The 24897-nt window shown below is 69.0% G+C and carries 23 protein-coding genes; 6 read left to right on the plus strand and 17 right to left on the minus strand.

Features of this window, described 5'->3' with window-relative positions; translation table 11 throughout:
* Positions 1-17: 17 nt before the first annotated feature.
* Positions 18-608, plus strand: coding sequence for an LptA/OstA family protein (locus AC27L4_RS04750; protein ID WP_487140808.1), 591 nt, complete (start codon positions 18-20; stop codon positions 606-608).
* A gap of 10 nt (positions 609-618) precedes the next feature.
* Here AC27L4_RS04750 and AC27L4_RS04755 read toward each other — a convergent pair whose 3' ends face one another.
* On the minus strand, positions 619-1641 hold the full coding sequence (locus AC27L4_RS04755; RefSeq protein WP_487140810.1) for a sugar-binding transcriptional regulator: 1023 nt from the start codon (positions 1639-1641) through the stop codon (positions 619-621).
* A gap of 269 nt (positions 1642-1910) precedes the next feature.
* Between AC27L4_RS04755 and AC27L4_RS04760 the strand changes: the two genes are divergently transcribed.
* The 4 genes from AC27L4_RS04760 (at position 1911) to clpS (ending at position 5596) form a co-directional block, all read left to right on the plus strand.
* A complete protein-coding gene (locus tag AC27L4_RS04760; RefSeq protein ID WP_487140811.1) occupies positions 1911-3515 on the plus strand; it encodes a GMC family oxidoreductase in 1605 nt (534 codons plus the stop codon).
* Positions 3516-3667: 152 nt separating this feature from the next.
* Entirely contained in the window at positions 3668-4303 is a 636-nt protein-coding gene (locus AC27L4_RS04765; RefSeq protein ID WP_487140812.1) for a DUF1326 domain-containing protein, read from the plus strand.
* Between the two features lie 6 nt (positions 4304-4309).
* Positions 4310-5158, plus strand: a complete 849-nt coding sequence (locus AC27L4_RS04770; RefSeq protein WP_487140813.1) for a DUF2182 domain-containing protein — start codon at positions 4310-4312, stop codon at positions 5156-5158.
* A 132-nt stretch (positions 5159-5290) separates the two neighbouring features.
* A complete protein-coding gene (clpS, locus tag AC27L4_RS04775; protein ID WP_487140814.1) occupies positions 5291-5596 on the plus strand; it encodes an ATP-dependent Clp protease adapter ClpS in 306 nt (101 codons plus the stop codon).
* A 32-nt stretch (positions 5597-5628) separates the two neighbouring features.
* Here clpS and ybiA read toward each other — a convergent pair whose 3' ends face one another.
* The 9 genes from ybiA to AC27L4_RS04820 all read right to left on the minus strand — a co-directional run bounded on the left by ybiA (position 5629) and on the right by AC27L4_RS04820 (position 13007).
* Positions 5629-6213 carry a riboflavin biosynthesis intermediates N-glycosidase gene (gene ybiA, locus AC27L4_RS04780; protein WP_487140815.1) on the minus strand — a complete coding sequence of 195 codons (585 nt, stop codon included), beginning with the start codon at positions 6211-6213 and terminating at the stop codon, positions 5629-5631.
* Positions 6214-6250: 37 nt separating this feature from the next.
* Positions 6251-7123 (minus strand): N-carbamoylputrescine amidase, encoded by an 873-nt coding sequence (aguB, locus tag AC27L4_RS04785; RefSeq protein WP_487140816.1) that lies wholly within the window; start codon positions 7121-7123, stop codon positions 6251-6253.
* Positions 7124-7154: 31 nt separating this feature from the next.
* Positions 7155-8264, minus strand: a complete 1110-nt coding sequence (aguA, locus tag AC27L4_RS04790) for an agmatine deiminase (RefSeq protein WP_487140818.1) — start codon at positions 8262-8264, stop codon at positions 7155-7157.
* Positions 8180-8674: an SWIM zinc finger family protein gene (locus AC27L4_RS04795; RefSeq protein ID WP_487140979.1), complete on the minus strand. Its 495-nt coding sequence runs from the start codon at positions 8672-8674 to the stop codon at positions 8180-8182. Before AC27L4_RS04795 ends, aguA begins: the two co-directional genes overlap by 85 nt.
* Positions 8675-8838: 164 nt before the next feature.
* Positions 8839-9582 carry an aspartate/glutamate racemase family protein gene (locus AC27L4_RS04800; RefSeq protein WP_487140819.1) on the minus strand — a complete coding sequence of 248 codons (744 nt, stop codon included), beginning with the start codon at positions 9580-9582 and terminating at the stop codon, positions 8839-8841.
* Positions 9579-10898: a dicarboxylate/amino acid:cation symporter gene (locus AC27L4_RS04805; protein ID WP_487140821.1), complete on the minus strand. Its 1320-nt coding sequence runs from the start codon at positions 10896-10898 to the stop codon at positions 9579-9581. The genes AC27L4_RS04800 and AC27L4_RS04805 overlap by 4 nt, the downstream gene beginning before the upstream one ends.
* A gap of 2 nt (positions 10899-10900) precedes the next feature.
* Entirely contained in the window at positions 10901-11758 is an 858-nt protein-coding gene (locus AC27L4_RS04810; RefSeq protein ID WP_487140822.1) for a substrate-binding periplasmic protein, read from the minus strand.
* A gap of 444 nt (positions 11759-12202) precedes the next feature.
* A complete protein-coding gene (locus AC27L4_RS04815; protein ID WP_487140824.1) occupies positions 12203-12550 on the minus strand; it encodes an antibiotic biosynthesis monooxygenase family protein in 348 nt (115 codons plus the stop codon).
* Between the two features lie 91 nt (positions 12551-12641).
* A complete protein-coding gene (locus AC27L4_RS04820; protein WP_487140825.1) occupies positions 12642-13007 on the minus strand; it encodes a winged helix-turn-helix transcriptional regulator in 366 nt (121 codons plus the stop codon).
* 98 nt (positions 13008-13105) lie between these two features.
* Between AC27L4_RS04820 and AC27L4_RS04825 the strand changes: the two genes are divergently transcribed.
* Complete coding sequence (locus tag AC27L4_RS04825; RefSeq protein ID WP_487140826.1) at positions 13106-14128, plus strand: zinc-binding alcohol dehydrogenase family protein; 1023 nt, start codon at positions 13106-13108, stop codon at positions 14126-14128.
* A gap of 98 nt (positions 14129-14226) precedes the next feature.
* Here AC27L4_RS04825 and AC27L4_RS04830 read toward each other — a convergent pair whose 3' ends face one another.
* From AC27L4_RS04830 to AC27L4_RS04860, 7 genes are all read right to left on the minus strand, one after another.
* A complete protein-coding gene (locus AC27L4_RS04830) occupies positions 14227-14907 on the minus strand; it encodes a peroxiredoxin-like family protein (RefSeq protein ID WP_487140827.1) in 681 nt (226 codons plus the stop codon).
* Positions 14908-14925: 18 nt separating this feature from the next.
* Positions 14926-18219, minus strand: coding sequence for an ATP-binding protein (locus AC27L4_RS04835; protein WP_487140828.1), 3294 nt, complete (start codon positions 18217-18219; stop codon positions 14926-14928).
* A 440-nt stretch (positions 18220-18659) separates the two neighbouring features.
* On the minus strand, positions 18660-19112 hold the full coding sequence (locus AC27L4_RS04840) for a (2Fe-2S)-binding protein (protein ID WP_487140829.1): 453 nt from the start codon (positions 19110-19112) through the stop codon (positions 18660-18662).
* Between the two features lie 7 nt (positions 19113-19119).
* Positions 19120-21279 carry a xanthine dehydrogenase family protein molybdopterin-binding subunit gene (locus AC27L4_RS04845; RefSeq protein WP_487140830.1) on the minus strand — a complete coding sequence of 720 codons (2160 nt, stop codon included), beginning with the start codon at positions 21277-21279 and terminating at the stop codon, positions 19120-19122.
* Positions 21276-21878 carry a hypothetical protein gene (locus AC27L4_RS04850; protein WP_487140831.1) on the minus strand — a complete coding sequence of 201 codons (603 nt, stop codon included), beginning with the start codon at positions 21876-21878 and terminating at the stop codon, positions 21276-21278. The genes AC27L4_RS04845 and AC27L4_RS04850 overlap by 4 nt, the downstream gene beginning before the upstream one ends.
* A 127-nt stretch (positions 21879-22005) precedes the next feature.
* Complete coding sequence (locus AC27L4_RS04855; RefSeq protein WP_487140832.1) at positions 22006-23247, minus strand: MFS transporter; 1242 nt, start codon at positions 23245-23247, stop codon at positions 22006-22008.
* Between the two features lie 168 nt (positions 23248-23415).
* Entirely contained in the window at positions 23416-24858 is a 1443-nt protein-coding gene (locus tag AC27L4_RS04860) for an amidase (RefSeq protein WP_487140833.1), read from the minus strand.
* Positions 24859-24897: the final 39 nt, after the last annotated feature.

Raw genomic sequence — 24897 nt, forward strand, 5'->3', positions numbered from 1 at the left:
GGAGCAATGGCAGCGGTATGCGCCATCTTTCGATCACAGGCGCGGCCTTGGGTCTCCTCGTCGCCGTGTCGTCGTCGGCGGTCGCCGCGCCGGCCCGCCAGCCCGGCCTGTTCCAGGGCTTTTCCGGCAACAGCGACCAGCCGATCAGCATCACCTCCGAGAACCTCGAGGCCGACCAGGCCGAGCAGAAGGTGGTGTTCACCGGCAATGTGGTGGCGACGCAGGGCGAGTCGGTCCTTCGTTCGCGCAAGCTGACCGTCTTCTACAACGATACCGCCGACAAGGCCGCCGCACAGGCGACGCCGAGCGAGCAGGGTCGGTCCATCAAGCGGCTGGAGGCGGACGGTGCAGTGACCGTGACCTCGGCCGACCAGAAGGCGCAGGGCGACGCCGGCGTGTTCGACATGGCCAGGAACACGGCAAGCCTCACCGGCAACGTCGTTCTGACCCAGGGACAGAACGTGGTGCGGGGCAAGCGCCTGAATGCCAACCTCGAGACCAATGTCGTGCGCCTGACCGGCGGCGTGCATGCCCACTTCGTCCAGGAGCAGCAGGGCAAGCCGAGCCGCGCCAAGCGCAAGCAGGGCCGCCGCGCGCCACTGTCCTGACGGCGCGGCGTCACGGCCGGCGCAGCAGCGCCAGCGCCGTGGGTTCGTCGGTGACGAGGTGCGTGACGTAGCCGCCGGCGAGCGAAGCGCGCAGGGCGTTGACCTTGTCCGGGCCGCCCGACACGCAGATCCGCTGCGGCACGGCCGCCAGTTCCTCGAGCGTGACGCCGATCAGCCGGTCATGGTGTTCGCCGTGCACCGGGCGGCCGTCGATGTCGACGAAATGGCTGGCAATGATGGCGACCGCGCCGCGCGCGACATAGGGAGCGATGTCGGCGCGGGTGAACATGCCGCTCTCGAAGATGGTGCCGTCCGTCGTCAGGTCGGCGACGCCGAACACCACCCGGTTGCAGGTGCGGGCAAGGTCGAAATGACTGACGAGGGCGGGTTCGGCCATCAGCAGCGCCCTGACCGCCGGGCTCGAGACGAACATCGGCGCATGCAGGTGGTTGCAATGCCCCTGCAGCCGAGTGGCGACGTTCAGTGTGCACAGTTCCGGAGAGAAGGCGTCCTTGGCCGTCAGGCTGCCGGTGACCTGGATCACCTCGATGCCGGAGAGCGGCGGGGATGGAGCCGGTACCGCCTTGGACAGCGCCAGGACCGTGCGGCCGAAGGAGACGCCGAGCCGATCGCCCGAGCGCAGCTCCCGCGCCAGCAATTGCGCGCCCGCAGCACCGATCCGCTCGGACGGATGGCCGGTGCCGCCATCGTCGGGGATCAGGACGCAGTCCTCGAGGCCGTAGCGAGCGCCGAGGTCGCGCGCCAGGCTGACGCGCTCGAAATGGCCGGGGTCCAGTGATACATGCACCACCCCGCGCCGGCGGGCTTCGCCGAGCAGGTTGACGACCGTGGCGCGCGAGACGCCGATGAGCGCGGCGATCTCGCTCTGCGTCAACTCGTCCTGGTAGTAGAGCCAGGCTGCCGCGACAACGGGGTCGAAGCCCAGGCCCTTGAGGGCCGTCGGCCTGCCGCCCTCCGCGGGTGCTTTGTCGGGACCCTGGCGTCCCTTTCGTGCGGGCGTGGAAGCCTCCATGGTCTCCGTTCGCGGACAACGTCTTCATGCGCCACGCCGACCTACCCCCTTCCCGAAGGGAGGAGGGAAGACGCAGGCGTCACGGCGAGATCGCAGGCATGCATGGCTCGCATTGTCGTTGGCAAATGTCAATGATCAGTTACATATGACATTGACAGCGCTCGCATGTGCATGAGAGGTTTCGGGAGACAATGGTCCGCCGCCGGTTGCCGTGGGAAATTCTCCATCGCGGCGGTGGGAAGGCCGGGGCTGCGGAAGCGAAGAAGCAGATGAGCGACTACGACTACATCGTCGCCGGCGGCGGCAGCTCCGGCTGCGTCACGGCGAGCCGGCTGGTGCGTGACCACGGCGCACGCGTCCTGCTGCTGGAGGCCGGGCCGGAAAAATCCAGCCCGATCCTGGCCATGCCGGCCGGCTACATGAAGTTCCTGGCGAGCGACGCCTACCTGACCATGCACAAGTCGGCGCCGCAGCCCCAGCTCGACGGCCGGGCGCCGATCATTCCGCAGGGGCGCGTGCTGGGCGGCGGCAGCGCCGTCAATGCCATGGTCTACATGCGCGGCCAGGCTGCCGACTACGACCGCTGGGACCGTTATCTCGGCCAGGGCTCGGGCTGGAGCTATCGCGACCTGCTGCCGCATTTCAAGCGCCAGGAGGACAATGACCATCTCGCCGGCGAATTCCACGGCGTCGGCGGCCCGTTGAAGGTCTCGCATCTCGGCCATCACTGCGCCATGAGCCAAGCCTTCGTGCGGGCGGTGCAAGGCCTGGGCTATCCGCACAATCCCGACTTCAACGGCGCCCAGCAGCGCGGTGTCGGCTTCATGCAGCACACCATCGACGGCGCCACACGCCGACGCTGCAGCGCCCGAGACGCCTTCCTTGCGCCGGTTATGGGCGATCCGCGCCTCACGATCGTCGCCGGCGCCAGCGTCACCGGCGTGATCATCGAGAAGGGGCGGGCCCTCGGCGTGCGCTATGTCCATGCCGGCCAGGAGAAGGAAGCGCGTGCCGACGCCGAGGTCATCCTCACCGCCGGCTCCTATATCACGCCCAAATTGCTGATGCTGTCGGGCATCGGCCCGGCCGCCCACCTCAAGGAGCACGGCATCCCGGTGAAGGTCGACCTGCCCGGAGTCGGGCAGAACCTGCAGGACCATCACGAGGTGCCTGTGATCGCCGCCGCCAACGGTTCCTATGGCTATTTCGGCCAGGACCGCGGCCTGACGATGCTGCGCAACGGCCTGCAGTATCTCCTGTTCAAGTCCGGCCCCGTGACGACGACGGGTGTCGAATCCTGCGCCTTCGTCGATCCGGAGGAGAGCGGCGAAGAGGGCACGATCCAGCTCTACTGCGTGCCGACGGTCTATCTCGACCGTGATATCTCCGGCATCGAACCCTGCGAGGGCGTGACGCTGACGCCGGGCGTGATGCGGCCCAAGGCGCGCGGCTCGGTGAAACTGCGTTCGGCCGATCCGGCGGCGCCGCCGCTGGTCGACTGCAACTTCTTCGGCCACCCCGACGACCTGCGCCTGCAGGTCGCGGGCGTGCGCTTCGCGCGCAGGATCATGGCGACCTCGCCGATGCGCGAGCTCCTCAGCGGCGAGCTCTTTCCGGGGCCGGGCAAGGTCTCCGACGCCGACCTCGAGGCTCATTGCAAGCGCATGGTCAAGACCACCTACCACCCCTGCGGCACCTGCCGCATGGGTCCGGACGGAGATCCCGAGGCCGTGCTCGACGCCAGACTGCGGGTGAGGGGCGTCGAGGGCCTGCGCGTCTTCGACCTGTCGATGATGCCGACCATCGTCTCCGGCAACACCAATGCCCCGGCCATGGCGGTCGCCGACCGGGCGGTGGCGCTGATGATGGGCTGAGCGCCGCCCCTGCATCCGGGGCGTCGGCCGCCGCGGCGGTTCGCACCCGCGGCCTCGCTTGGAGGCCGGGGAGCGGCGTGGTAAGGTGTCGGCTTCGTGACCATTGCGTTGTTTGGAAGCTCGGCCTCACCCAGCATCGGGGAGACGCTGCGATGACGAACGTCGAATGGACGATCAAGGCGCGCGAATTTGCCCATTGCAACTGCGCCTATGGCTGCCCCTGCCAGTTCAATGCCTTGCCGACCCACGGCAACTGCACAGCCGTCATCGGCATTGCCATTGACCGCGGCCATCACGGCACCGTGCGGCTCGACGGGCTGAAGGCCGCAGCCGTGTTCTCCTTCCCGGGCGCTTTGCACGAGGGGCACGGCACAGGCGCCGTCGCGATCGACCAGCGGGCCGGCCCGGAACAGCGCAAGGCCCTGCTGCGCATCTTCGGCGGTGAGGACACCGTGCCCGGCGGCACGATCTTCCAGATCCTGTCGACCGTGACCGAGACACTGCATCCCCCGATCTTTGCCGACATCGATCTCGAGATCGACGTGCCGGCGCGTGCCGCCCGCCTGCGCGTGCCGGGCTTCATAGAGGCACGGGGCGAGCCGATCCTGAACCCGGTGACGGGCGCGGAGCATCGGGTTCGCATCGATCTGCCGCACGGCTTCGAATATGCCCTGGCGGAGGTCGGGCGCGGCTGGGCCAAGACATCCGGGCCGGTCATGCTCGACCTGAGCGATTCCCATGCTCATTTCTGTGAGCTCGACATGACCCAGGACGGCGTCGTCCACTGAACGCCGATGCCAGGCGCGGCCCTTGAAGGCCTGCTGCGGCGCGACCGCTGGGTCATCGTCGCCGCCCTTCTCGCCATGACCGGGCTGGCCTGGGCCGACATCCTGCGGCTTGCCGCCGGGATGCCGGCGGGTACGGGCGCGCCGGGGGCCGACACAGCGGGCATGGACATGCCCGGCATGGATATGACCGGTGGGATGAGCGCGCCGTCGGAGGCCCTGCCGCAGGCCTGGTCTGCTACCGATTTCGGCTTCACCTTCGCCATGTGGGCCGTGATGATGGTCGGGATGATGACGCCCTCCGCGGCGCCGATGATCCTGATCTATGCGCGGGTAGCGCGGCAGGCGGTCGAACGCCGGCAGCCCTTTGCCGCGAGCCTGTGGTTCGTGGCCGGATACCTTCTGGCCTGGTTCGGCTTTTCGCTCGCCGCCACCGGGGCGCAATGGGGACTGGAGAGCCTGAAGCTGATGACGCCCGCCATGGCAAGCGCCGGCCGCGGCCTGGCCGGCGGGCTCCTGATCGCCGTCGGCCTCTACCAGTGGACGCCCTGGAAGCATGCGTGCCTCGCGCAATGCCAGGCGCCGCTCGCCTTCCTGCAGAGGCATGGCGGCTTCTCCGGCACCGTGCTCGGTTCGCTGAGGCTTGGCGCCCGCCACGGCGCCTACTGTGTCGGCTGCTGCTGGGCGCTGATGGCGCTCCTCTTCGTGGGCGGCGTGATGAACATTCTCTGGATCGCGGCGATCACCATCATCGTCCTCCTGGAGAAGCTGGCGCCGGCGGGCGCGGTGATCGCACAGGCCGCGGGCGCTGCCTGCATTGTCGCCGGCACGTGGCTGCTCGTCACTCTTCCGGGGTAGGGGGAATGCGGCCCGCAGGCCGGCACAGGCCTGGCCTCGCGTACGGCGGATGTCTGCCGCCCTCCGTCGTCAAATCGCCATCGACGCACGGGATGATGGCGGATTGAGCCGATACCGGGAAGGGGCTTGCCCATGACCGACATCATCGTTCAGCCCCGCGCGAAAGTTCTGCCCAAGCTGGCGCGGCCGCGCCTCCACAAGGTGATCCTTCTCAACGACGACTACACGCCGCGCGAGTTCGTGGTCGTGGTCCTGAAGGGGGAATTCCGCATGGACGAGGGCCAGGCCCAGCGCGTCATGCTCACCGCCCACCGGCGTGGCGTCTGCGTCGTCGGTGTCTTCGCCAAGGACATCGCCGAGACCAAGGCGACCCGTGCGACGGATGCCGGCCGCAGCCAGGGCTATCCGCTGCTGTTCACCACGGAGCCGGAGGAGTAGGGGCGGGGCTGCCAAACCTGCCTGGTCGGGCTTCAAGTCCGCAGACGGTCTCGTGCTTCCATGAGGACAAAACCCAACAGGTTATCGCCCTGCCATTGCAACGGGTCGGCAGCTCGCTCATCGTCCGCGGCCAAGCCGATACCCCAGACACGGTCAAGCGGGCTCGCCTCGACGAGGACTTGATCCCGGGTCGACAGCAGGAATGCGCGCAGGGCCGGATTTTGCCCGAACTTGTGGACGCTGCCTTCCGTCACGATGCGCCGTTTGCAGTCGTCCCATGCTGCCGAGTCGAAGCCGCGCACTTTCCGACCGAGTTCCTTCGCCTGCTTGGGACTCGCTGCCGCGAGGATCTGCTCGGCCGTTTCCACGTCTCCGAAGGCCCTTGCCTTCTGCGCCATCATCCAATGCTCGGCGGTGGGATATTCGACCTCGTCGACCACGAATGGGGCAGGCCACCATTGGCTCAGGCAAGAATTCGTGATCCGCCCGTCTGCAGACGGGCGATGACCCCAGAAGAAGAGCAAATCCGGCAGTGCTCCAATGCGGAACTCGGCCTCAAGCCAGGATCGATCATAGCCCATCGGAGGCAAGGGCCACACGCGCTGGGCGATTGTCAACCCCGGGTCTGCTGGCGAACGCCACCCGCGCCTTCGCTCAGTCCCGGTTGCCCAGCCTCTGCAGCGCGCCGTAGAGGTCCGGCCGGCGGTCGCGGAACAGGCCCCAGGACCGTCGCTGATGGGCGATGGCGTCGAGATCGAAGGTCGCGGTGACGATGCCCGGCGTGGCGCGGTCGGCTTCCGCCAGCTTGGCGCCGGTCTGGTCGGCGATGAAGGAGGAGCCGTAGAAGGTGATGCTGGTTCCCGCCCGGCCGTCCTCGATGCCGACACGGTTCGAGGCGAGCAGAGGCATGACGTTGGCGCCGGCGTGGCCCTGCATCACCCGCTGCCAGTGATCGCGGGAATCGAGACTCGGGTCCTGAGGCTCCGAGCCGATCGCGGTGGGGTAGAGCAGGATCTCGGCGCCCTGCAGCGCCATGCTGCGCGCAGATTCCGGAAACCACTGGTCCCAGCAGATGCCGACGCCGATCGTTCCGACGCGGGTCTTCCAGACCTTGAAGCCGGTATCGCCCGGGGAGAAATAGAACTTCTCGGTGTAGCCCGGGCCGTCGGGGATATGGCTCTTGCGGTAGTTGCCGAGCACGCTGCCGTCGGCGTCGATCACGGCGAGGCTGTTGAAGTAGACCTGCCCGGCCTGCTCGAAATAGCTGACGGGCAGGACGACGCCGAGCTCGGCGGCCAGCCGCGAGAACCGCGCGATCAGCGGATTGTCCTGAAACGGCCGGGCCAGGGCGAAGAACGCGTGCACCTGATCCTGGCAGAAATAGGGCGTAGCGAACAACTCCTGCAGCAGGACGAGGCCGGCCCCGGCGGCCCTGGCCTCGCGGACCAGCGCCTCGGCCTGGTCCAGGTTGGCAGCCTCGTCCCAGCTGCAGGCCATCTGGGTGGCCGCGACGGTCACTGTGCGCATGTGGAACGTCCTTTCTGACGCCGGGCTGGTCTCAGGAGCGCCGCTGCGGCGCATAGACCGGAAGGGTGATGCAGGCGACGTTGCCGCCGCCCAGAAGGATCTCGCGCGAGTTCTCGATGCCGACGATCTCGTGATCGGGAAAGAGACCGGCGAGCGTCTGCCTGGCGGCGGAATCGAGGGGCGAGCCGAACTCCGGCACCACCACGACGCTGTTGCCGGGATAATAGTTGATGTAGCTCGCCGCGATGCGGTTTCCGGCCGGGCGCGCCCAGGTCGAATCCACCCTGTCGATCGTCTCGCTTTCCTCCGCCGTCATCTCGATCGGCAGGGGGTGAGGCAGCCGATGCACCTCCAGCGCCCGCCCGCGGGCGTCGCGGGCCGAACGCAGGACCTCCTCGGCCTCCCGGACGATGTCGTATTGCGGGTCGTCGCGGTCGTCTGTCCAGCTCAGCACCACTACGCCGGGCTTGACGAAGCGGCAGAGGTCGTCGACGTGGCCGTCCGTCTCGTCGAAGGCGAAGCCGCGCGGCAGCCAGATGATGCCGTCGACGCCGAGATAGTCGCCGAGCTGGTGCTCGACCTCGGCCTTGCCGAGATGGCCGTTGCGGTTGCGGTTGAGCAGGCACTGCTCGGTGGTGATCAGCGTGCCCTGGCCGTCGCATTGCAGTCCGCCGCCCTCGGCGATCAGCGGCGAGCGGTAGCGGTCCAGTCCCTCGATCTCGAGCAGCTTGCGCGCAACCAGGTCGTCGAGGTCCCAGGGGCTGTAGAGGCCGCCGTCGAAGCCGCCATAGGCGTTGAACGTCCAGTCGACGCCCCGCACCTCGCCCAGGTCGTTGAGGACGAAGTTGGGTCCGCTGTCGCGCAGCCAGGAATCGTTGGTCGACATCTCCACCACCCGCACCTGGCCCGGCAGCCGGGCACGCGCGTTCTGCCATTGGCGGCGGGACACGGCGACGGTGACCGGCTCGCTCCGCGCAATCGCCGTCGCCACCGCGACGAACAGGGACTGAGCCGGCTTCGCCCCGAGGCGCCAGGTGTCGGGACGCTCGGGCCAGATCAGCCAGCAGCCCGCCTTGGGCTCGAACTCGCCGGGAGCGCGAAAGCCGTCCTGTTTCGGTTTGGTGGTGAGGGTGCGCGACACGGGCGGGATCCGGAGGTTGACGGCGAGGAAACGGCTGGGATCAGACCTTTCCGGGCGCGTCCGGTCAATGTCCCGTTTGGGGTGAAGCCCCGGGCGCGGCAGGTTTGCGAGCTCCCCACCGATCGCCGAGATGCTGCTATCCCTCCGCATCCACCCCCCGGACCAGGGCGATGTCGCGGCGCCTGAGGGACCGGCGGCGGGGTGAGGGGCCGCCGCGCCGTGCCCAGCTGCATGGCCTGCCGCAGGCCGGCGAGGTCGCCGAATTCCACCGCCATGCCGAGCCCTCGTGCCAGCAGCCGGCCGGCGTGTCGGCGGCGAGCAGGGTAGCGCAGCGCCAGCACGTGCTTGCACGGGAACTTGCGGCTCGGGCAGGTGCATCTGTAGCCGGTGTCGGCGGGGGAGGCGACGATGCGATAGGGCGTCGATCCCGAACCGAGGCACTCACCTCAAAGCAGGGAGGCGCCGTCGTCGCGCGGCAGCAGCGGCCAACTGGCCGGCTTCGTCAGTTTCAGGGCCGCGGACAGCGAATGCCGCAACCTGCAATCGTCCGGGGCACGATCGCCGCGGCGCCGCGCTATGCGGCGCCTGCGGTCGCCCGGACGGGATGGCCGAGGACGGTCAGGGCCTCGCGCGCCAGCTCCAGTGTCGCATCGACCGGCAGGAGCGATGCCGCTTCCCGCGTGCGGGCGGCATGCGCGACCGGCAGCTCCGTGCAGGCAAAGACGACGGCGTCGCAGCCATCGGCCGAGAGCGTGTCGAGGGCGTCCTCCAACCCGACGGCGGCTTCCCCGATCCGCCCGCCCTTCACAGCGGCGATGACGCCGTCGATGCCGGCCTGCAGCGCCGAGCCCGGCGGCGGCCCGGGATCGAAGCCCGCGGCCGACAGGCGCCGCTGGTAGTAGCCCGAGGCGTGCGTCCCGCGCGTGCCGAGCACTGCGACGCGGGCGCCCGGCGCCAGTCGGCCGGACAGGGCGCGGATCACGCCGTCGGCGATGTGCAGCAGGCGGGCGCGGCTGATACCCGCCAGCGCGTCGTACCAATGATAGGCGGTGTTGCAGGTGATGACGATGCACTCGACGCCGAGCCCGTCGAGCAGCCGGACCGCGTCTTCCAGCTCGGCGAGCGGGCTGGCGCCCAGGCCGAGGATGGCGGCGCTGCGGTCGGGAATCTCCGGTGCGCTGACCAGGACGAGCGGCAGGTGCTCGCGGTCGCGCGAGGCCTGGGTGAGCTCGGTCAGCTTGGCAAAGAAGTCGACCGAGGCCAGCGGTCCCAGCCCGCCGAGGATGCCGAGTCGCAGCTTGGGGCCGCGCCGGGTCATGCCGGCTCGGCCGCGGCCGGAAGCACGTCGTCTCCCGCTTGCGTGGTCTCGCCCTGGGGCGGGGCGATCGCGGCCGTCGAGCCGCTGACGGTGATCACCACCGCCAATGTCCTGAGCGTATCGGTGGCGGTGTCGACTGCGACGAACAGCACGAAGGCCGCATCGAACGGCAGGCCGAGATAGCCGCAGATGATGCCGATCTGGGCAATGGTGGTGACGCCGCTCATGCCGGCCGTGGTCGGGCCGAGAAGCAGGGCGATCAGGCCGACCAGGACGATATCGGCGGGCGACAGCGCCTTGCCGTAGAGCTGGGCGATGAAGATCGGCGCGATCGTGAACATCAGCACCGGCCCGACCCGCAGCAGTGCCGTCTGCAGCGGCACCAGCAATTCGACCACGGCGCGGCCGAAGCCGAGCCGGCCGACCAGCGTCTCGATCAGCAGCGGCACGCAACTGACGCTGCTGCGGGTGGCGATCGCCATCACCAGCACGTCCCGATGCGCGCTCAGCACCCGCCAGGGCGATTGGCGGGCCTTGGCCGAGATCACCGTGAAGGCGGCCACGGCGAGGAGGAGCGTCGACAGGCCGAGCACGACAAGGAAGCCGATCATCAGGCCCAGGGCCTGGACGCCGATCGAGGCCGTCTGCTGGGCGATCATGGCGAAGGTCGCCAGCGGCAGCATCAGGTTGAACCAGTGCGTCAGGATCAGGCAGGTGCGGTAGATCGTGTCGAGCGCCTGGGCGAAGGGTTCGGAGACGCCCTGCGGCACGCGCCCGACCGCGAAGCCGAACAGCAGCGCGAACACCAGGACCTTGATCGTGTCGCCCTCGGACAGGGCCTTGAACACGTTGTCCGGCACGAAGCCGAGCAGCATGTCGACCATGCCCGGCTCCACGGTCTTGTGTTCCGGCTCGCGCAGCGTCATCTGCAGCTCGGTGGCGATGCCGCCGCCGTTGTTGATGACGTGGCCGAAGGCGGCCGAGGTCGCCGGGTCTCGGACGGTGCCGGGCTGGAACAGCAGGGTCAGGGTGACGCCGATGAGGGCCGCCGCGATCGAGATGCCGACCACGGCGCCGGCCACCTTGGCGACATAGGTGCTCGCCTTGGGGTCGCGGATGAGCGAGCGCAGGCTGAAGATGATGGAGGAGACGATGAAGGGCAGCACCACCATCTTCAGGAGGTCGATGTAGAGCTTGCTCAGCGGCCCCATCGCCAGGGCGAATTGGGGAGCGGAGAGCCCGACGCCGACGCCCGCGGCGATGGCGACGACCACGGCGACGGGCGAACGCATGAAGCGCAGGATCGGAGGAAGCATGGTCAGGGGGCCGTCATCTGCGTTGCCAGCTGCCTGGCGTCTGGACCCTTCTTCACCATGCGCTCATAGCGGGCGAGAATGGGATCGACGGAGGTGCTCTTCACCTCGTTGGCGATGTACATGTCGAGGAAGGCGGCCAACTGGACGGAGCCGGCCGGCACGGCGATGCCGAGCGTGTCCTCCAGGTCGAGCAGGGTGACGGTGCGCAGCGTCAGCGAAGCGGCCGGGTCGTTGATCAGGATCTTCTTGATCTCGAGCTCGTCGCGATAGGCGGCGACAATCTGACCCTCGTTCAGCGCGGCGAGCACCTTGTCCCAGGACGGGAACTCGATGATGTCGGCCTTCGGGAAGTTGGCTCGCGCGAACCGGGCGAAGGACGAGCCGTGGATCACGCCGAGATTGCCGGTGTAGTCGCGCAGCACCGTGGCCGGGTCCCGGCCGCGCGCCAGCTCGGCGAAGCCGACCCGGTTGAGGGCGAGCGCATGCTTGAGCACGAGATAGGGCCGCGTATAGGTGACGATGCGCGCCCGGTCGAGCGTGCGGCTGAGCTTGCAGATGGCGACATCGGCTCCCCCCGCGGCGATCGTGTCCACGACGTCGTCGAAGCTGTCGCCGGAGCGCGTGAACACCGCCTTGACGCCGATCCTGGCGGCGATGTCGCGAGCCATGTCGATGTCGGAGCCTTCGAGCTCGCCGTCGCGGACATAGTAGAAGGGTACGGAATCGAAGGCGGGCAGGGCGATGCGCAGTTCGCCGCGGGCCATGATGCCGGCAAGATCGGCGGTCGGCGCCTGCGCTGCGCCGGGAGTGGTCATGCTCGCAAGGCCGAGGAAGGCGAGCATGGCAAGGATGAGACGCATCGTCACGTGTTTCCGGGAAAACCTGTCGCCGCTACAGCAAAGCGCGTTTTGGTGAAACACACTTTGCTCTAACTCCTTGTTTCGACGCGCCTTTACGATTTGACGCAATTCCGTCAAATCGCAAAACGCTTTAGGGCATGGGAATCCGGTGCGGCCGCCCCAGCGGCCGACCGGATCATGGAAGCCCGGCCACGATGTTGGAATCCTTCCTCTTAAGAGGCCATGAAAAATTCGGTGGAATTCAAGTTGAAATCGAGCAACCGGCCCGTTCGAATTCCGTATGGCATGATGTACTGCGGTTGGAATGCAACCTTGAATAATGTCAGGCAGGGCGCGTTGCAGATCTCTGCCGTCGCCGGCATGACGGACTCTCTCAGGGCACCGGCGCGACCTTGCCCACCGACCGGCGGCCTTCGATGGCGCGATCGACCTGTGCTGCCCGGCTCAGGCGAAGGCAATGGCGGGCACGGCCGCGCCGGCGAGCACGCGGTGATGCTCGACATGGGTGGTGCGTTCGACCAGGAAGCGATCGTCCTCGGGATAGTAGCGGGCAAGCTCCGGCTCGTCCCCGGCAAAGGCTCGGATGGCGTCCATCGATGTCCACCAGCTCAGCGTCGTGACGTCCGTCGTTCCGTCGCCGCGGTCGCGCATGAGGATCTGGAAGCCCAGATTGCCGGGCGTCCGGGCATAGCCGTCCCCGCCCGTCTGCAGGATGTAGCGGGCATATTCGGTCTGCTCATCGGTCCGGATCCGGCTGGTCCAGATGCGCAGAATGACGGTGTCGGTCTGCATCGCTCTTCTCCTCATCTGCAATGGGCGATCGTGTGATGGGGCTGGCTCCTCGAGATGGTGACGGCGCCTGGTGCCGGCCACCGAATGGCGGTCAGGCGGCGCGGCGGTCGGCCGCGGCCGGCGAGAGGTCGATGTTCGCGTCGCCCCAGGCCTTCAGGGCCGCGATGACCGGCTCCAGGCTCCGGCCGCGGGGCGAGAGGCTGTATTCGACCTTTGGTGGCACCTGCGGATAGACCTCGCGCAGGATCAGCCCGTCCCGCTCCAGCTCCCGCAGCTGGTTGGTCAGCATGCGCTGGGTGACGCTGGGCAGGCGGCGGCGGATTTCGTTGAAGCGCAGCGTGCCTTCGAACAGGTGATAGAGCACGACGCCCTTCCACTTGCCGTCGATCAGGCTCAAGGCACCCTCGACGGCGCAGCCCGGGCTGCAATCCAGTCGCTTGTGGCGGATGCGCGGCATCACGGTATCCTTTTCGACACTATGGACAGTTTATGTGCGTTCTTGCGGTCGGGCAATGTACGCGTCATCTGTCCCTCCATCAGCACAGGAGGACGTCCATGCGCGCCGTCGGTTTCCAGACCCCGGGTCCGATCGATCATCCCGCCGCCCTCGTCGACATCGAGCTGCCGAAGCCCGAGGTCGCGGGGCGCGACCTTCTGGTCGAGGTCAAGGCGGTGTCGGTGAACCCGGTCGACACCAAGATGCGGGTTCGCACCACGCCCGATCCCGGCTCCTGGCGGGTGCTCGGCTGGGACGCCGCCGGCATCGTCGCCGCGGTCGGGCCGGATGCGACGCTGTTCAAGCCGGGCGACGCGGTGTTCTATGCCGGTGCGCTCGGGCGGCCGGGCACCAATGCCGAGTTCCATCTCGTCGACGAGCGCATCGTCGGCCGCAAGCCGGCCTCGCTCGGCTGGGCCGAAGCGGCGGCCCTGCCGCTCACCGCCATCACGGCCTGGGAGGCGCTGTTCGACCGGCTCGACGTCGGGCGCCCGGTGCCGGGCGTCGCACCCGCCATTCTCATCGTCGGTGGTGCCGGCGGCGTCGGGTCGATCGCCGTCCAGCTCGCCCGGCAACTGACGGATCTCACGGTGATCGCCACCGCCTCACGCCCGCAGACGCAGGCCTGGGTGCGCGACCTCGGCGCGCATCACGTCGTCGATCATGGCCGGCCGCTCGGCGCCGGGATCGCGGCGCTCGGCCTCGGCGCGCCAGCCTTCGTGTTCTCGACCACCGGCACCGGCCAGCACCTTGCCGAGATCGCCGGGCTGATCGCGCCGCAGGGGCGCCTCGCCGTGATCGACGACCCGGAGGTGCTCGACATCAACCCGTTCAAGCGCAAGAGCGTCTCGGTGCACTGGGAGTTCATGTTCACTCGGTCGATGTTCGAGACGGCCGACATCGCGGCGCAGGGCGCCCTCCTCGCCGAGGTGGCGCGGCTCGTCGACGCCGGGACGCTGCGCACCACCTTCGGCGAGCATTTCGGCCCGATCACCGCCGCCAACCTGAAGCGCGCCCACGCGCTGCTCGAGAGCGGCCGCGCCAGGGGAAAGATCGTGCTCGAGGGATTCGGAGCCGGCTGATAGTGGCGCGTCGTCCTTGAGGAGGCGCGCCTTCGTCTCCTGCGCCACGGGCGTCCGGCGTCCTCATCGTCGCCGGGCCGTGGCCGTAGCGTCTGCCATCAGCTCGCGACGCGCGAGGCCGCCGACATCAGGTCCTGTGGCGTCGGCGCGCCGAACAGGTACTTGCCGCCATCCGCCACCTCGGTAAAGGACCATCGTATGATTCCGTCGCGGTCGAGCAGGAACTGGCCGATGAGCTGGCCCATGCCGGTCGCTTGCATCTGCTGGTCGGCATCGGTCACATCGTAGGCGTCCATCTTGTTGAGGGCCGCGATCGCCGCCATTGGATCGAGCGGCTCGGGCAACTCGCCGGTCACATTGATCTTCATCGACATCATCTGGCTCATTGAAATCTTGCGCGGCCAGTCGCTTTCGTCTTGCGTGAATTCGAGGTTGGGCAGGCCGAAGGCGCGGTGCGACGCACGTTCGGGGTCGGCCGCGGCCAGCAGATCCGGCATCGGGTGATAGCGGAAATAGAGGCGCGCGCGCTCGATCGGCGTGTTGACCACGGTCAGCAGGTCGATGCCCCTCTCGCGCAGCGCCGGCTGGAGCTGCGCCATCGCGGCGATATGGCGCCGGCAATAGGGGCAATGGAGCCCGCGAAAGATGCCGATGAACACCGGCGTGCGGCCACGATAGTCGTCGATTGCCACCTTGCCCTGTCGGGTGATCGTGTCGAGCACGACATTGGGCACGGCGTCGCCCGGTTGGAGCGTCCGATCGGGCTGAGACATGGACATGACGATAGTCTCCCTCTCCTAATCAAGAAACGGCAGTACGACGAGTGCGCCAGGGTCGATCTCGTGTCGGTCGCAAAGCTCTTGTGCCAAGCCGAAATAGCGCTCGGCTTCTTTCATGTCGTCGCGGCCGAGGTAGAGCGTCGCCAGCCCATCATAGCAGGGGAACAGGAGCTGAGGCTCGCCGCTCTCGCGCGCCACCTCGAGCGCCTCGTGGTAATAGCGGAGCGCGAGGTCGGGTGCGTTGTGGCACTGGTGGATCTGGGCGAGCACGGTCAGCGGCACCGCGAGGTGCTCGCGCTGGTCGAGGGCGCGGTCGATCTCGATCGCCTTTTCGGCGGCGGGTACACCCTCGTCGTTGCAGCGCGCGGTGAACATGCAGCACGCGACCGCGAGATTGGTGTAGAGCCTTGCCTGGAAGCCGAGATCGCCGATGCGTGTCGCGACCTCGAGGCCGCTGCGGCAGACCGCGATGGCGCGCCCCGGATCGACCAACGCATAGAGCACGCCGAGATTGGTATAGGCGCGGCACACCACGCTTTGCAGGCCGGCCGCCTCGGCCACGGCCACGCTGCGCTCGACCTCGCCTACCGCCTCGACGGCGTGCCCGAGACGGGCGAGGGCGACACCCTTCGTGTTGAGCGCGTCGGCGACCGCCCGTGCGGCTTCGACCCCGAGCTCGCGACCCAAGCCGGTTGAAGAGGCCTCTGCATAGCCGATCGCCTCGGCTGCCCATTTCACAGCCCCCGCATGGTCGCCCATGCGAAAGGCGAGGCGGCCGCGTGCTTGTGACAGATGCGCGCGCTCGATCGGCGCATCGATGTCCTCAAGCATGACGAGCGCCTCGCTGTAGCGCGCCTCGGCCTGATCGCGCCGGCCGCCGTCCCACAAGAGGCCACCGACCTTGCGCATGATACGCGCCGCTGCAGCGTGATCGCCGGAGTCCCGATAGGCGCGCAACGCCACGTTGTAGTGGTCGTGCGCGGTCTCGCGTCGGCCGATCGGACGGCACAAATCGGCGATGCGCTCGCAGAGCACAAGCTGCTCGGGCTCCTGCTCGTCGGCCTCACGCAGGGCCGCGAGGGCCCGTTGGTAGTGGCGGATGGCGTCGTCATTGGCGTAGGCCGCACCGGCCCGATCGCCGGCAAGACTCAGGAAGCGTGCGCCCTTTGCCTTCTCCTCGCTCAGGCAGAAATGGTGGCCGAGGGCGATCAGGTCCTCGAGCCGCTCGACACCGGCCGGCAAACGCGCTTCGAGCGCACGCCCGATGCGGCCGTGCAGCTCCATGCGGCGCTGCACCAGGAGGTTCTGATAGACGACGTCCTGGAACAGGGATTGGGTAAAGCGGAACCGCCCGTCGAACCCCGAGCCCGGCTCCTCGTCGATCAGCTCGGCATCGAGCAGGAGCTCGAGCTGGCTGCGCACCTGTGCCGGGTCGCTCGCAATCGCGCTAAGAAGCGCGGCATCGAAGCGCGGGCCGACGACGGCGGCCTCCTGGGCGAGCGTGCGCGCCCCGCGCGGCAGCCGGTCGAGCCTGGCGAGCAAGATGCCCTGGATGTTGAGGGGAATTTCGGCCGCGCCGTCGCTGGCGAGCGTGCGCCAGCCCGAGCCCTCTCGCGCCAGCGCGCTGTTCTCGATCAGACTGCGGACGATCTCCTCGAGAAAAAGCGGATTGCCGCCGGCGCGCTCGACGATCCGCCCGCGCAGCTCCTGCGCGAGAGGGGAACCCGCGAACAGAGCTCCGATCAACGCATGGCTTGATGAAGTGGGCAGGGGCGGGAGCCGGATTGCGACGTGGCTGGTGCGGCTGGTGGTGAGGGCACCGGCATCGAACGCCGGCCTATGGGTCAGCACCATCATCAGCCGGCTGCGGTCGAGGCGATCGGCGAGCAGGCGAAGCACCTCGAGCGAAGCCGCATCTGCCCAATGCAGGTCTTCAACCACGAGAAGAACCGGCGCGTGCGCCAGTCGCCGCTCGAAGAGCGTGCGTACGGCGAAGTGGATCTGGCGCTTGAGCTGCTCGGGCTCGATCTGGCTCTGCCCGGCCTCGATCGCACCGAGCCCGATGACATGGTCGAGGGAGGGCATGAGCTCGGCGCCCTCAGACGGCGACAGCCCGAGCTCGGCGATTCCCGCCGCCAGTTTTTCGCGCGTCGCCGCCGCGCCATCCTTCGGCGCGATCCCGTAGGCGCTACGCAGGATCGCATCGAGCGCGCCGAAGTGCCGTTCGCCGAGCGGCGAGCAGGCCGTGCGCCGCACGACCACCGAGCCGAACCGCTCATCGTCCTCGACCCGCGCCAGGAGTTCGCGCACCAGGCGCGACTTGCCGATGCCGGCATCGCCGATCAGGCGCACGACATGGGCCTCGCCCGCGACCGCCCGTTCCAGGCAATCGAGGATGCGGCTGAGTTCGGTGTCGCGACCGATAAGGGGCGCGCTCAGGCCGAGCGCCTCGAGCCCGCGGGCTTCGCGCGGGGCGTCGAGCGGACCGATCAAGCGGTACACCGGATGTCGGCCGCTCTTGCCCTTGAGCGCGACCTCGCCCATCGACTCAAAGCCGAAGGCATGACGGGCGAGGCGGTAGGTCGTCGGGCCGACAAGCACCTCGCCGGCTCGCGCGAGGGACTGCAGGCGCTGAGCTGTGTTCACCGTGTCGCCGGTGACGGCATAGGCATTCGCACTGCCCTCACCGATGCCGCCGGCCACCACCCACCCCGTATTGACGCCGAGGTGGAGCATGAGCGGCAGGCCGGCGCGCCCGCGCCAGCGGGCATCGAGGCCTGCCGTCCGTTCGAGCATGGCCAGCGCCGCCCTGAGTGCCCGCTCGGGGTCGTCCTCATGGGCGTGCGGTGCGCCGAACAGGGCGAGCAGGGCGTCGCCGACGAATTTCTCGACGAAGCCGCCGAACTCGAGCACAGCTGCAGTCAGCTCTCCGAACAGCTCGTTCTGCAGCGCACGCGTGACCTCAGGGTCGAGCTGTTCGGAGAGGGTTGTAAAACCGCTGAGGTCCGCGAACAGGATTGTGACGGTGCGCCGGTCGACCTCGCCCGCGAGGACCGGCATGGCGGGGCGTGGCGCAGCCCGAACGGGTCGGAGCGGCTCTGCAGAAGCGGCAGGAGAAGGGGGCGGCGCAACTGGCAACGCTTCGATCGGTTGGGGCGACGGAACCTGTTTCTGCCCGCACTTTGGACAAAACGCGAAGTCGGGCGGGCAGGCATAGCCGCAGCCGACGCAGCGAGCGGGCTGGCGCGCGCCGCATTTCGGGCAAAACGCGAACTCTGCCTGAATGACGAAACCGCAGCCGACGCAATTCATCGATCTGGCGTTCTCCAATCCAAGACCGTCGGAGTGCAGAGGCTGGAGAGTTTCTGACATTGTGACCAAGTGCCCAAGCGGAATCGTGCGGTCCGCATCCGATCGAGCATCACCCCGGGGGCAGGGACCCACGAGGCGTCGGCCGCCCGATGACGCCTCCATGTCTGTTGCCGGCAAGAGCGCATCGCTCAGGCGGCCGGAATGATCGGCTCCTTGCCGCCCATGCGCGGCCTTCATGGTCCCGTCCGTATTCGCCGACCGCGGCCACCATTTGTCAGGAACCCTGCCCGGCATGCCGGAAATGGCTTGCGCTTGCTAAGCAGCCTCTCGTGGCTCTCTCCACGATTGATTTTGCGTTTTTTCATGCAAAATCAATGCCGCTCAGTGTCTTAAGTGTAGGCAGGTTCGGGAGAACCTGCCTAGGCGACATGACGATCCGCTCAGTTGCCGGCCGCGCTCAGGATCGCCGCCCTGATCCTGGCATAGGTCCCGCAGCGGCAGATATTGGTGATGGCGGCGTCGATGTCGCCGGCGGTCGGCCGGGGGACGCGGGCGAGCAGCGCCGTTGCGGCCATGATGAAGCCGGGCTGGCAATAGCCGCATTGCGGCACCTGGTGTTCGATCCAGGCCTGCTGCAGCCGCGACGGGCCGTCTTGCGATACGCCTTCGATGGTGGTCACGGCGCGGCCGGCCGCGTCGGCCACGGTGTAGCTGCAGGAGCGGATCGCCTCTCCGTCGAGCAGCACGGTGCAGGCGCCGCATTGGGCCACGCCGCAGCCGAACTTCGTGCCGGTCAGCCCGAGATGGTCACGGATCACCCAGAGCAGCGGCGTCGACGGATCGACGTCGACGGAAGCGCGGGCGCCGTTGAGCGAGAGGTCGAAGACGGCCATGGGGACCTCACCGGGCGGTTTTTCCGAAGCTGCTGACCACGCCCGCCCTCGCCAGCGGCAGGCGCCGATGGCGGATGCCGGTCGCCGAGAACAGGGCATTGCACAACGCCGCCGGCACGCAGACCGGACCGACCTCGCCGAGCCCGCCGATCGCCGAGCGGTTCTCCAGGAAGTCGGTGACGAGCTCGGGGACATCGGGCAGGGAGGCGACGCGGTAGCCGTGGAAGTTCGTCTCGCGCGGGGCGCCCTTGTCGAAGGTGATCTCCGAGTAGAGCGCGGCCGACAGGCCCCAGACCACGCCGCCCTCGATGGCCGCGGCCGCGTTGATCCGGTCCAGCACCCGGCCGGGGTCGCACACCGAGACGATGCGGTGGATGCGGAAGGCCTCGCCGTCCATCGATATCTCCGCCACCTGCGCCAGGCAGGAGCCGAAGCATTCGGCGAAGGCGATGCCGAGATGGCGCCCCGGCGCCTTGCGGTCCCAGTCGGCCAGCTCGGCGGCCCGGTCCAGCACGGCGAGGGCGGCCGGCTCTGCCGCCAGCAGGCGCTGGCGATAGCGGTAGGGATCGTGGCCGCCGCGATGCGCCAGTTCGTCGATGAAGGATTCCAGCGCGAAATTGTTCGGGCCATGGCCGGTGGTGCGCAGCACCATGCCGGGGATCCCGGTCTCCAGCATGCGATAGTCGATGCGCCGGCCGGCGATGGCATAGGGATGGCCGACCAGCCCTTCGACGCAGAGCTCGTCCACCATGCCGGGCTTCAGCGGTGCCGGCGTCACCGCCGACAGGATGCTCGGGGCGACGAGGCGGTGGTGGAGCGCCGCCGGCATGCCCTCGCCGTCGAGCGCAGCCTTGAGCCTGAGCGCGAAGGCCGGTCGATACCAGTCCTGGCGAAAATCCTCCTCGCGCGACCAGATCAGCTTCACCGGCCGGCCCACCGCCCTGGAGCACAGCGCCGCCTGCGCGACGAAGTCGGCCAGCAGCCGGCGGCCGAACCCGCCGCCGAGATAGGTGCGGTGGATCGTGATGCTTTCGGGCGGCAGCTGCAGCACGGACGCCAGGACCACCTGCGTCATCTGCATGCCCTGCGTCGGCGCCCACACCGTCGCTCCGTCCGGCCTGACCGACACGGTGGCGTTCATCGGCTCCATCGGCGCATGGGCAAGCCAGGGCGAGACATAGGCGGCCTGTGGGTGGTCGGGCGCGCCGTCCAGCGCCTTGAGCGCTTCGCCCTTGTCCTCCGCGACCGCCCAGTCCGGCCCGTCGGCGAAGGCGTCCTCGTAGAGGCGAGCGAGGCTGGCGTCGTCGTGCGCCGTGCCGTTCCGCCAGGTCGCCTCGACGGCTTCGAGCCCGAGCCGGGCCTGCCAATAGTGCTCGGCCACCACGGCGACGACGTTGCCGAGGGACAGCACGGCGAGAACGCCGGGCATGGCCCGGGCCGCCCGGTCGTCGAGGGCGGCGATCGCGCTGCCGATCGCCGGGCCGCTGCTTGCGGCGGCATGGACCATGCCTGGCACCTTGACGTCGATGCCGAACTCCGCTTCGCCGCTGACCTTGGCCGGGATATCGAGGCGCGGCAGCGAGCGGCCATGGCCGACCAGGCGCCACTCGGATTCGGGGTTCACCCGCGGCGAGGCCGGCACGGGCTGTGCCGCCGCCGCGAGCCGCAGCTCGGCGAAACCGAGCGAGCGGCCATCGGCCGGGTGGTGCACGGCACTGTCGCGGACAAGCAGGGCCGAGACCGGAGCGCCCCAACGCTCGGCCGCCGCCCCCGCCAGCATCTCCCGCGCGGCCGCGGCCATGCGGCGGATCAGGGCATGGTAGGAACGGATCGATTCGGCATTGCCGGTGAACTGCCAGCCGTAGACGGGGTGCCGGTAGGGCTCGCCGGCCGGCGAGAACACCACGTCGCAGCGCGCCCAGTCGGCACCGAGCTCGTCGGCCATGATCGCGCCGAACGTGGTGAGGATGCCCTGGCCCATTTCCGAATGGGCGCATTGCAACCTGACCCGGCCGTCGGCGCCGATGGCGATCCAGGCGTTGATCGGGGTCGGGGCGTCGTGTGTTGCAGCCTCGGCCAGCACCATGTCGCCGTCCAGGTGCCCGACGACGAGCACGGTCAGCCCGGCGCCGATCCCCTTGAGCAGGCTGCGACGCGACGGCGTCATGGCGAGGCGGCCTTCTCGTCCGGGCAGGGTGTTCCCGCGGCGATCCAGGCCGTCAGCGCCTGCCGCGTCTCCTCCACCGACAGCGGCGGCGGCGTGCGCTCCTTGCCCGGCATCCAGGCCCACAGCGCGAGCGGGTCCGAATTCAGGTGCTGGAACAGGGCTTGCGGGCTGCGGTTGCCGTTCTTGGCGCGATCGAGGATCGCCCGGCACAGCGCGGCCTGGGACAGGCCCTGCCAGCCCATCGAGCGCGGCGGCATCTGCCAATGCGGGGCGCCGGGTATGCCGATGCGCTCGTTGTTGCGCTCGGTGTGGCAGGCGACGCAGCGCATCCCCGGCACACCGCGGCCGTCGGTGCCGCGCTGGACGTTGAAGGCATGCACGCGCATCAGGTCGGTCTGGGTCGGACGGTCGTCGCTGCGGTGGCAGTTGAGGCAGCGCGGGCTCTGCAGCACCGCGGCGAGCGGCGCAAACGGATGCGCCGCCGCCGGCTGCTGCCCCGCCCCCGGCCAGGCGAGGCCCGCGGGAAGAGCCGCCAGAATCGTGGCGGAGCCCATCCGCAGAAACCGGCCGAACAATGCCTGCGCGCCCGTCACGCTCATCCCCCGTCGGTGCCGCCCCGTCGGCGGCGCGGTGATCCCCGGCCCTCGCGGCCAGGGATCTTATCTGGTTCCCGGCTCGGCTCAGACAAGAGCCCGCCCGGCGCGGCGCCGCGAGGCGCGCCGTCGTTCAGGCCGTGGCCGCGGACCGACCCCTTGCCCGCGGTCGGAGCTGCAGCCAGGCCACCACCGCCAGATTGACGCAATTCCACAGGAAGCCGTGCAGGAAGGCGATGCGGTACGAGCCGGACAGGTCGTAGATCAGTCCCGCCGCCAGGCCGCCGACGGCCATGCCGAGCACAGTCGCCATCAGCACCAGGCCGATGCGGGTCCCCGCTTCCCGCGGCGGCAGGAACTGGCGGATGATCACCGCGTACATCGGCACGATGCCGCCCTGGAACAGGCCGAACAGGCCGGAGATCACGAACAGCGACGACAGGCTGTTGAAGAACAGGTAGAGCAGCAGCGCCAGGGCCTGCATGGCCGAGCCGAGCATCAGCATCGGCCCGGCGCCGATTCTGTCGGCGACCGCGCCGGCGGCCAGCCGGCTGACGACGCCGAGCCCGAGCATCAGCGACAGGAGCTGGGTGCCGATGGCCACGCCATAGCCCAGGTCGCCGCAATAGGCGACGATATGGACCTGCGGCATCGACATGGCCATGCAGCAGGCGAAGCCGGCAATGGTGAGAAGTCCCTGCAGCTTGTTCGGCGACAGGCCGAGCTGGCCGCGCGCCGCCGCGGTGGCGGCTTCGGCCGCGGCGATGGCGCCCGCCGCCGGCCGCCGGCGCAGCAGGAGGCCGATCGGCATCATGATGGCGGCGGCGACGACGCCGATGCCGACATGGGTGGCGCGCCAGCCCTGCGTCGTCTGGAAATGCTGGATGATCAGCGGCCAGACCGTTCCGGCGAGGTAGCTGCCGGAGGCGGCCATGGCCACGGCCAGCGCGCGTCGCCGGCGGAACCAGTGCGACAGGTCCGAGATCAGCGGGGCGAAGCCGGCCGCCGCCCCGACGCCGATCAGGAGGCCGTGGGCGAGCGCGAACTGCCACAGGCTGGTCGAAAGGGCGGCGAGGACATAGCCGGCGAGCAGCAGCACGGCGCCGAGCTCGATCGGCGCGACGATGGTGTAGCGGTCGGCCAGCCGGCCCATCGCCACGCCGCCGAAGGCGAAGCCGAGCATGGTGAGGGTGAAAGGCAGGGAGGCGCCGCCGCGCAAGGTGTCGAATTCGACCTGGATCGCCGGCAGCGCGACGACCACGGACCAGGTGCCGACGCAGGCCGTGGTGCCGACGATCAGGGAGAGGCCGAGCCGGAGCCACGCGTAGCGCGAATCGACATCGTCGGTGGACTGGCCGAGCTTGGCTGCTGTCACGGGCGGGAATCTTCTCAGCTTCGGCCTGGCGGCCGTTCGGCGGCGCGGGCGCGCCGGGGGCAGTGAAGCTGCAGCGTCTCAGGCGGCAGCGGGCGCGGCAAGCGCAAAAATGCCGCGCTCCCCCGGACATCGGCATGCCGCGGCTCCCATGTCCGGGGCTGGCGGAAATCAGGCGCTCACCGGGGGTTTGCGGTGCTTCCACGGCATCTGCTGCTCGAGCTGCGACGAGGCGGCCAGCACCGTCGCTTCGTCGCCGTAGCGGCCGACCAGTTGCACGCCGATCGGGATGTCGCCCTGCGCCCAGCCCAGCGGCAGCGAGATCGCGGGCAGGCCGGACAGGTTGAACGGGAAGGCGAAGACCGCGTCGGTCCACTTGGCATTGTAGCGGTCGAGATCGGTTTCGGACATGTCGTAATAGCCCATCGGCCTCGGCAACTGGGTCAGCGTCGGCGTCACGAACAGATCGTAGGGATGGAGATCGCCGACGATGGCGCGACCGATCTGCCGCAATTGCTCGACGTCGCCGACATGGGCGATGCCGCTGGTCGCCCGGCCGCGCTCGATGATCGCCCAGGTCACCGGCTCGACGTCATCCTTCGTCACCGGCCGGCCGACCAGGGCCGCCAGGGCTCCGAACGTCGCGGCCGTCTGCACGCAGGTCATGCGCGTATAGGTCTTCCACGCCGCGTCGGCATCGAACGGCATGTCATGCTCCTCGACGCCATGGCCGAGCCCTTCCAGCGTGGCGACGGTCGCCAGCACCGCGGCCTTCACCTGCGGGTCGATCGCCGTGCCGTTCGGCGGCGTGACGGTGAAGCCGATGCGCAGCCGGCGCGGCGCCTGCGCCGAAAGGGTCAGCCAGCTGCCCTCCGGCACCGGCGGCGTGTAGGGATCGCCCGGCAGGGCGCCGGCCACCGCATCGAGATAGGCGGCGGTGTCGCGCACTGTCCGGGTGCCGCACAGGAAATAGGCGCCGCCGTACCAGTAGTCGCCGAACGGCGCGAGGGTGACGCGGCCGCGCGAGGGCTTCAGGCCGACGATGCCGCAGCACGAGGCCGGCACGCGGATCGAGCCGGCGCCGTCGCTGGCTTCGGCGATCGGCACCATGCGCGAGGCCACCGCCGCAGCGGTGCCGCCGCTGGAGCCGCCGGCAGTGATGCCCTCGGCCCACGGATTCCGGGTGACGCCGTAGAGCTTGGGCTCGGTGGAGATCGACCAGCCGTTTTCGGGGGCGTTCGTCTTGCCGACCAGCATCAGACCGGCCGCCTTGATGCGGCGCACCAACTCGCTGTCGGCGGTGGCCACCGCGTCCTTGAGATAGGCGCAGGAATTGGTGATCGGCGTCCCGGCCCAGGACGAGGCGAGTTCCTTGAGCATGAAGGGCACGCCGGCGAAGGGGGCGCTGCGATCGACCGTGGCCGCCGAGGCGCGGCCGATGTCGTAGAGACGGTGGACCACGGCGTTGAGGCTGGGATTGAGCCGTTCGATCAGCGTGACCGCGGCCTCGACCAGTTCGGCCGGCGAGACATCGCCGCGCCGCACCAGCCCGGCCAGTTCCAGCGCGTCGGCCTCCGCATAGGTTCGCAGCAGGCTTTCGGTGGCAGCGGCCATGTCTTCCTCCCCGGATCCATTCATGCTTTGGGCGCGGCC

It is taken from the genome of Labrys sp. Lb11 (assembly GCF_057554225.1).